This window comes from Streptococcus parasanguinis (assembly GCF_001073155.1).
GTDB classification, from domain to species: domain Bacteria; phylum Bacillota; class Bacilli; order Lactobacillales; family Streptococcaceae; genus Streptococcus; species Streptococcus parasanguinis_D.
In genome coordinates this window covers 26371-34460 of the sequence record NZ_JVEE01000030.1, presented here as the reverse complement: position 1 = coordinate 34460, position 8090 = coordinate 26371, and the positions used below count along the sequence as shown (strand labels likewise).

Annotated in this window: 10 protein-coding genes; 4 read left to right on the top strand and 6 right to left on the bottom strand. The window is 38.4% G+C overall.

Annotation, left to right across the window (positions count from 1 at the left end):
* Positions 1-82 precede the first annotated feature (82 nt).
* From ADH92_RS04485 to ADH92_RS04475, 3 genes are all read right to left on the bottom strand, one after another.
* Positions 83-814 (bottom strand): cyclase family protein, encoded by a 732-nt coding sequence (locus ADH92_RS04485; protein WP_003015569.1) that lies wholly within the window; start codon positions 812-814, stop codon positions 83-85.
* Between the two features lie 12 nt (positions 815-826).
* Positions 827-1969, bottom strand: coding sequence for a 5-methyltetrahydropteroyltriglutamate--homocysteine S-methyltransferase (locus ADH92_RS04480; RefSeq protein WP_003015562.1), 1143 nt, complete (start codon positions 1967-1969; stop codon positions 827-829).
* Between the two features lie 160 nt (positions 1970-2129).
* Positions 2130-2342, bottom strand: a complete 213-nt coding sequence (locus ADH92_RS04475) for a YdbC family protein (protein ID WP_003002541.1) — start codon at positions 2340-2342, stop codon at positions 2130-2132.
* 90 nt (positions 2343-2432) lie between these two features.
* Here ADH92_RS04475 and ADH92_RS04470 point away from each other — a divergent pair, with 90 nt between their 5' ends.
* Positions 2433-2765, top strand: coding sequence for a hypothetical protein (locus ADH92_RS04470; protein WP_003008097.1), 333 nt, complete (start codon positions 2433-2435; stop codon positions 2763-2765).
* 263 nt (positions 2766-3028) lie between these two features.
* Here ADH92_RS04470 and ADH92_RS04465 read toward each other — a convergent pair whose 3' ends face one another.
* The gene (locus ADH92_RS04465; RefSeq protein WP_013903886.1) at positions 3029-3358 is read right to left on the bottom strand and encodes a winged helix-turn-helix transcriptional regulator; all 330 of its coding nucleotides are present in this window, start codon (positions 3356-3358) and stop codon (positions 3029-3031) included.
* Between the two features lie 102 nt (positions 3359-3460).
* Between ADH92_RS04465 and ADH92_RS04460 the strand changes: the two genes are divergently transcribed.
* On the top strand, positions 3461-3586 hold the full coding sequence (locus ADH92_RS04460; protein ID WP_013903887.1) for a 3-hydroxyacyl-ACP dehydratase: 126 nt from the start codon (positions 3461-3463) through the stop codon (positions 3584-3586).
* Between the two features lie 40 nt (positions 3587-3626).
* Complete coding sequence (locus tag ADH92_RS04455; RefSeq protein WP_049497404.1) at positions 3627-4997, top strand: MFS transporter; 1371 nt, start codon at positions 3627-3629, stop codon at positions 4995-4997.
* A gap of 182 nt (positions 4998-5179) precedes the next feature.
* Here ADH92_RS04455 and ADH92_RS04450 read toward each other — a convergent pair whose 3' ends face one another.
* Together ADH92_RS04450 and ADH92_RS04445 are read right to left on the bottom strand one after the other, a co-directional pair.
* Positions 5180-6466, bottom strand: a complete 1287-nt coding sequence (locus ADH92_RS04450) for a peptidase U32 family protein (protein ID WP_003002878.1) — start codon at positions 6464-6466, stop codon at positions 5180-5182.
* A gap of 95 nt (positions 6467-6561) precedes the next feature.
* Positions 6562-7491, bottom strand: coding sequence for a peptidase U32 family protein (locus tag ADH92_RS04445; protein ID WP_049497401.1), 930 nt, complete (start codon positions 7489-7491; stop codon positions 6562-6564).
* 129 nt (positions 7492-7620) lie between these two features.
* Here ADH92_RS04445 and ADH92_RS04440 point away from each other — a divergent pair, with 129 nt between their 5' ends.
* Positions 7621-7914 carry a DUF3270 family protein gene (locus ADH92_RS04440; protein ID WP_049497399.1) on the top strand — a complete coding sequence of 98 codons (294 nt, stop codon included), beginning with the start codon at positions 7621-7623 and terminating at the stop codon, positions 7912-7914.
* The last annotated feature ends 176 nt before the right edge of the window (positions 7915-8090 follow it).

Sequence of the window (8090 nt, the reverse complement as noted above, 5' to 3'; positions counted from 1 at the left end):
CCTACTCAACTGTGCGGAGGTGGGACGACGAAATCGAATTCTAACGAATTACCGATTTCTGTCCCACTCTCTTTTTCTTTGTTTATGGTAAGATGGCAATGGCACGGACAGGTGAACCAGTTGCCTTGTCCCAGTGAGGGAAAGCAATCGAAATCAAGGCACCTACAGCTGGAACTTGGTCCAATTGGTTCAAGACTTCAACTTGGTAGATATTTTGTTCCAAGAGGTAGTATTCATTGACCAAGCCATGCTCTGCTGCTGGAATACCTGCATCTGTATCGAAGGTTTCATGACCCACAGCCTTAACATGGCGTTCATGAATCAAGAATTCCAAGGCTTCACGGCTCCATCCTGGACTTTGTTGAACCCCATTTTCATCTAGGTTACGCATAGCATCTTGATCTGGCCAACGTTTTGACCAATCACTGCGGAAGGCAACAAAAGCACCCTCAGCAATTTGTCCATGCTCTGCCTCAAAGTCTAAGATATCTTGTTTACTCAAGATAAAGTTTGGATTGGCAGCAACTTCTTTAGACTTGTCGATAACATAGAGTGGCAAGAGGAGATCTTTGAGGTCAATCTCATCCAACCAACGACCACCTTCTACAAAGTGAATCGGTGCATCAATATGCGTTCCGTATTGACCAACCACTGTAAATTTTTGAACATGGAAACCATCTTTTAATGTGAAAAGATCTTCTTGTTGCAAAGCAGGAAGGGCTGGGAAGTGTGGACTTTCCGCATTGATTTGGTGACTCAAGTCCACCCATTTTTTAGCTTGCAATTCTTTATAAATACTTAGTAAATCTGACATGTTTCTTCCTCCTTATTCGCCCCAAACTTCAGCGACAATTTCCTTAATCAAACCGATTTTTTTCCATTGGTCTTCTTCTGTCAAAATGTTTCCTTCTTCTGTCGAAGCAAAGCCACACTGAGTAGACAGGTAAAGATTTTCCAACGGTACATACTGACTCGCTTCTTTAATACGAGCAATCACTTCGTCCTTATTCTCCAGTTGACCACTCTTAGATGTCAAGAGGCCTAACACCACTCCTTTACCAGGGGTTACTTCTGCAAGTGGTTCAAAACCACCAGCCCGATCGGTATCAAACTCTAGGAAGTAAGCATTAACGGCTTCTTCTCCAAGGAGTTCTTTGGCAATCGGCGCATAGCCACCTGATGAAGCCCAAGTGGAATGGAAGTTCCCACGACAAACGTGCGTATTGACGGTCAAACCAGCTGGAACATGTTGGTAGACATCGTTGTTAAAGGTCAAGAAGAGATCAGCGAGTTCCCGGCGAACCTCATCTTTTGACTTGCCTTGAGCTGCTCCCCAAGCCGTCAAGAAATTATCATCTACCAAGACACCCCAAGTACAATCATCTACTTGAAGGGTCCGAAGACCTGCATCATACAAATCTTGAATCACTTGAAGATAGGCTTGCTTGATGTCTTCACGAACAGCCGCAAAATCAGGATAGATGGTATTCAATTGTTCTACATGTTCTGCATCACGGATCAATTCAAAATAGAATTGCGCAGGTGCTGGAATGGTATATTTAGCCTCTACACCATCTACATCTGCCACAAGATCCCGCAAGAACTTGTAATGCTCTACAAATGGATGATTGGCTCCTGTGATTTTTCCAACGACAAGCGCTGAGTCCGCCTTGGTTGTTTCATCATGGAATTGATAGCCTTGAGCAGCTTGGACATGATCAATGCCCCCAAAGCCCCAGAAGAAATCCAAATGCCAATAAGCTCGGCGGAATTCTCCATCAGTTACTGACTTCAGACCAGCGGCAATTTCTTTTTCAACGAGGTCACGAATCGCCTGATCTTCTACTTTTGTTAAGTCAGCCTGACTGATTTTTCCAGCTGCGAAATCTTCACGAGCCTGAACCAAAGTAGCTGGACGAAGAAATGAACCAACATGGTCTACGCGATAAGGTGCATGTGTATGTGTCAATATGATTCCCTCTTTCCTATAAGTTTTACATTAATTCATCAATGCAACCATTATAGCAGTCCAACACCTGATAAACAAGGGTTTGGGATAATCTAATATCTTTGATATCTATATAGCCTTAGACTATAACAAAAAAGAAGTCCTTGAAGGACCCCTTTTCTTAATTTTTAAATGCATCGAGCATGACTTGGAACTCTTCGTTTGTGAGTGTAATGCCTTTCCCCATTTTTGTATGGTCGGGACTCCAGGTCCGGATATCATACTTAGCAGGAGCACCATTAAAACTCACACGGTTCAATTCTTTGGTCCAACCCTTGTCATTTTCTGACAAGACCAGCAAATGTTCTTCGATTTGGAATGAAAATTCTGCCATTTCACGACTCCTTTCTTGCCTTCTCATCTCTAATATTCGTAAATCATTTACAAAATCGTTTAAATTATCTATAATATATTGTATCAAGTTATGGAGAATTTAGCTATGAAAAAATTTCTCGAGATCGTTAAAGACCGAGCAAATGAATTTTTCAATGGAAAAGTCAGTACCCCTGCCCCATTAGAAGATGAGAGAATTATTGACATCATTCAACAAGCATTGCGAAAAAAACAAGGGGTACATGTTATTTTTTCAAATAAGAGTTTTACAGGCGACATTGTCAAGTATGACCAAGAACGCCGACAACTGATCGTGAAAAATTTTAAAAAGAGTATGTCCACGATTATCCGGATTTCTGAGATCCAGAAAATCAGTTTGGTCCCCAATAATATTCGCATCGCTCAACAAAAAGGAGAGGTTTAACCCTCTCTTTTATATTGAAAACAAACGTCATTTTTGGCGTTTGTTTTTATTACTTTTAATCTCATTTCTAAATTTATTAGAGTATCAAAAAAATTCTATCAAATTTTAACTTTAACTTTTGAACCTAGTAAAAAGTTAAAGTTCCAGTACATACTACTAGTATTGACGTTGCCTTGATTAAAAAGGTCACCAAATCTTTCATAATTACATTATCTATTTAAAGAAAAATATTAGTAATAAATTATGTAAATTCAATCTAATCTCTAATCACCATAAGTATGCTCCCATTTTTTCATTTCTTCAACGATACTTCTTAGAGCAATACCTTTTTTTGTCATTTTATATTCAACCTGTGGAGGCGATGTCGGTAAAACTTTTCTTGATAAAATACCTTCTTGCTCAAAATCATGTAATCGTTGAGCTAATATTCTAGGATTAATACCTTCTACACTACGCAAAAGACTACTATAATGTATATTACCATCAATAATTTCAGATAAGATCTCAAGAGTAAATTTACCTTTTAGTAAATTCAAGACCCTTCTTGCTGGACAAATTGATTTTTTCAAAGATTGCTTCTTGCAAGTCTCCATTCATTTCCTCCTTTTTTGATAGTTACTATACTTTTTTTCCCTTCTTGTTTCAGAAATTATTACATGATAAGCTAATTATATCATTTGAAAGGGGAAATTACTATGGATATTACAACTAAGTTTGACCGTATCAAAGATATTCTCGGTTGCGCTGATGGAAGATACTTTGGCACTGGATATACTCAAGTAAAATATTTTCAGAAAGTTAAATATATTGCTTTTGATTGATAAATGAAAATTGGTTTGATGAAATAACGGAGGAAGCTTGATGAAAAAAACAAATACAAAAGCGCCAGCTTATCTACTTTTTATTCTTTCACTAGGATACATTATGGCGGTCCTAGATACAACCGGAGTGGTTCTTGCTGTTCCCCATATTGAAACAGCTATGAGCGTCTCATTAGAGCAATCCATTTGGATTATTAACGCCTATACACTAGCTTTAGGCTCTTTACTCCTACTTTCAGGAAATCTAACAACAAAATATGGTGCTAAACGAATTTTATTATTTGGAATGACAATTTTTACACTTGCCTCATTTGGGTGCTCTTTTTCACCAAATATTGAAACATTAATCATACTTAGATTCGTTCAAGGTTTCGGTGCTTCTTTGTTTATGCCTAGTTCATTAGCACTTTTATTCATTTCATACCCTGATTCTACTAAAAGAGCACGTATGTTAGGAATTTGGACAGCAATTATTTCTGTTGCAACCGGTACTGGTTCTTTTATTGGTGGACTAATTATTAACTACTTCGGATGGAGGGGTATTTTCTTAATCAATATTCCATTGGGAATTTTGACAGTAATTTCAATATTACTTCTTGTGAAAAACAATATTGCCAATCCAAAGACTAGAATTGACATTTTCAGTAATATATTTCTTGTTGCAACTATCGGAAGTCTAGTTATTTACCTTGTTGAAGGGAATCAATATGGCTATAGTAACCTAAATCTTTTATTGTTTCTTCTCCTGTTTATATTATTTACTGTTGGTTTAGTAGTCCACGATAAAAAAAGTAAAGCACCTATTGTTCCCCACCAACTATTAAAAAATGCTAAGTTTATTGTCTCTAATCTGTTAGGTTTAGTAGTTAACATTTCATTATATGGTATTGTTTTGGTGCTAGGACTTTATTTTCAAACTTATTTAAACCTCTCCTCAATGGTTTCTGGACTCCTCATTCTACCAGGAATGATTGTCTTAATTATTGGTAATTTATTTTACGCACGTGTTGTAAAACGATTTTCCGTGGGAAGCCTCGCTACTGTCTCAATTATTTTTGCCATTGTAGGAGCAGCAGGAATTTTTGGAATTGGAGTCCTTTTTCATGAAATTCAACTATACATCCTAATCCCTTTATTTTCTTTAATGAGCCTTGGTATCGGAGTGTTAACTCCAGCAACTACTACCATTCTTATGGAAGCTGCTGGTCAAGAATTATCTGGAATTGCTGGTGCAACTTTAAACGCTAACAAACAAATTGGTGGACTTTTTGGTACAACAATTATGGGGATTCTAACTACTAATTTATCCCATAATTGGAATATGGTTATCGTTGTCGCATTTTTGGTTAACGTGATAATGTATATTGCTACTTGGTTAATTGCTAGTCGTTACCTTTATGGAAAAGAATAAAACCAAACAGAATGCATTCAATTAAAAGTTGATTATACAGATTGAAGAAAAAGTCCATTTTGACAATTTTCTTCAATCTTTTTTCATAATTATATAAAGAAAAAACTCTAAAGGAGAAGTTTTTCTAGTCCTAATAGAGTTTTTCTATATTCTGAAGAGAGATTTAACCCTCTCTTTTTTTGTTATACTCGAACAGTTTTACTTGCCCCATCTTTTGAGTAGAGATTGATTAAACCTTCCTGGCAAGAACGAATCATATCTCCTGGCTTGACTTCTTGTGGAACGGTGATCGTGAGAAGTTCCATCGGATTTGGTGCGCGATCAATCTTCACTCCATCCTTATCATGCAAGTCTTGGATCTGGCATTCAAAATGACGGAAGCCTGGTCCGTAGAATTCCACTTGGTCGCCTTCATTGATGACATTCCGTTGGCGAATCGTCGCAGTCATGGTAGATGGATCAAAGTCCACCACTTCTCCTACAAATTTGTATTGCGGAATCTTACGACGTGCCCCAAACAATTGTTCATTTTCAGTCGGTGTTTGGTAGTAGAATCCAGTTGCTAATTCACGTTGAGCGACTTTCCACAATTCATTGATCAAATCATCCTTAATGGCATAAAAGGCTTCTGGACTTTCCATATAGGCATCACAAGCTGCCTTGTAACAGTTGGCAACTGTTGATACGTAATGGACAGATTTCATCCGACCTTCGATCTTCAAGCTATCAACCCCATTGTCAATCATGTCTGGAATATTTTCGATCATACACATGTCCACGGCTGACATAGAATATTCTTCTGGGACTTGTCCTTTGATACTCTTGCGTTCTTGGCCAAATGGCATATCATAGAGATCGTATTTCCAACGACAAGATTGAGAACAACCACCACGGTTGGCATCCCGGTCAGACATGTGGTTAGAAAGGGTACAACGTCCGGAATAAGAAATACACATGGCTCCATGAACGAAGGCTTCGATCTCAAGATCGGTACGCTTACGGATCTCTGCCAACTCTTCCATGGATACCTCACGGGCCAAGACGACACGGGTCAAGCCATATTCTTTCCAGAAATGGAAGGTCTCCACGTTGGTTGCAGAAGCTTGCGTAGACAAGTGAATATTGAGTCCAGGTGCATAAGTTGCACAGATTTCAATCAAGGCCGGGTCTGAGACGATCACGGCGTCAAGTCCCATATCCCGCAATTCACGGAACCACTCACCAGCCCCTTGTTCATTTCCCTCATGGGTTACCATGTTCGAAGCCACGTGTACATCTACGCCACGTGCATGAGCATATTCGATACCTTCACGAAGCTCATCCATGGTGAAGTTTCCGGCACGGCTACGCAAACCATAGGCCTGTCCACCAACGAACACAGCGTCTGCCCCATAATTAACGGCAACTTTTAATTTTTCTAATGTTCCAGCAGGTACCAAAACCTCTGGACGTTTTTTTGTATTTGTCATGTTTTCTCCAATTTACAAGATTGTCGATATAATGAATAGCCTCTTCGTTCCCTGAAAAAGGAAAACTCACAAACGAAGAAGCCCTAGTTTTTTTATTATTTTACACGATCTGGTTCATAATCATAGAAACCAGTATCCAAACCACGATTAGCTGGATGTAATTTGCGGATTTCTTCATCAAACAGATAGGCTTGATCCTGTGTAAATGTTCCTTTTTGAATCAAATCACGTGCCTTGACAAAGTACTCTGTAATCTTGACAAAGTTTTCCCCCGGACAGTAGACACCATCGAGTTTCCAATGATCAAAGCCATGTTCAACTAACTCAGACAATTTGGTCATCATATTCAAGTCATTATTCGAGAAGATATGGGTTCCATGTTTGTCCTCGTAGACAGAGTAATGAGAATTTGGATCTCCTGGCTCGGCCAAGAACAGATCCCGATCTTTGGTCACAGACTCTTCTGTCTTGATAAAGTTGTAATAGTTCTGAAGAAGCGGTCGTTTCGAATGGTGAATAATGCTAGCGCCATAGACCAAGACTTCTGCTGGAATCTGAAGATTCTCAGCCATTACGAATAATTCGGCAGACGGAATCTCACGAGCCAAAACAGCTTCAGAAGCCCCTGCTTGTTTTCCCCAGAAATTGATCTGGCGGCTAGAAGTGACCATGGTTGAAGCATCGTAAATCGTTTTGAATGGATAGCCATCTCGTTTCAAGACATAAAAAACGCCCGCATCTCCGACAGTAATATAATCAGCCTGAATTTCCTTTAGAAAATCTAGGAAAGGCTTGATTGAATCCATCATCGATTGGTGCATGAGTGCATTTACAGCTACTGTCAATTCTTTGCCAGCAGCATGGACCAGTTGGGCAATTCGATTTATTTCGTCATAGCTTAAAGTTTGAGGCAATCGTAATCCGTAATCTTTTTCACCGACATAGATTCGGTCAACCCCTGCATCAATCAGGGCTTGCGCTTGCTCAACACTCTCTGCTGTTGCTGTAATCATAATATTTTTCATAGAACCATTATAACAAAAATTCCGATATTCTAGAAAAATTTATTCATTTTGTAAAATTTGTAACATTTTTGTAACATTTATATACCTGAATTCATGATAGAATAATAGAGTACTGTTAGGAGAGAGAAAATGCCCGTAAGAAATTTAAGACACTATGAAGAAGAATTCGATTATATCGAATTAACCAAACAAACCCAAGAAACCCCTATTGAGGACTATGCTCCTGAAGTTGAACCCGCACCTCAATTAAGTGAATTGCTATATTTTTTAAATATCGCTATTTTCTGTGTGTTGACGGTTGTATTTAGTTTTATCTTTTTAGCAACGAAAATGAATACCTTCTTTGCGTTTGCCTTAGCTATTGGTTCTAGCTTTGCTAGTATTCAAGGATTCCGAATTTACTACAATAAACGAAAAAAATAAAAATCAGGTTCGCCTGATTTTTTTATTTTAGTCGAATTTTTTAATTTGAATATTGAAATTTGAAGACAAAACCTAACTCCAATTGCCATCTTACCTTCCATAAAAAGAGACTGGGACAAAAGTCCTAGCCTCTCAATTATTTTTGGATTGTCGAGCAAGACGCAGTGGTTGAGTGG